The organism is Microbacterium sp. (genome assembly GCF_031988965.1).
GTDB lineage: Bacteria > Actinomycetota > Actinomycetes > Actinomycetales > Microbacteriaceae > Microbacterium.
In genome coordinates this window covers 1-227 of record NZ_DALZXX010000016.1, presented here as the reverse complement: position 1 = coordinate 227, position 227 = coordinate 1, and the positions used below count along the sequence as shown (strand labels likewise).

General features: G+C 69.6%; 1 protein-coding gene. It reads left to right on the top strand.

The features are described 5' to 3' along the window. Window positions 1-43: 43 nt before the first annotated feature. Window positions 44-227: LysR family transcriptional regulator (locus tag RTM68_RS05760; RefSeq protein WP_312169165.1), on the top strand; the 184-nt coding region annotated here is incomplete at its 3' end.

Genomic DNA, 227 nt, shown 5'->3' with positions numbered 1-227 from the left:
AGACCCAGACCCAGTTGCTTACATCTCCTTTAAGGTTGCCCTTATGGATCCCGCCCACCTCCGCCTGTTGCGCGAGCTGCGCGATCGGGGCAGCGTCACGGCGGTCGCCGCCGCCCTCGGCATCTCGGCCTCGGCGGTGTCGCAGCAGCTCACGACGCTGCAGTCGAGCGTGGCGCTGCCGCTCACCGCACGGCGCGGTCGAGTCCTGACGTTGACGGCTGCGGGCG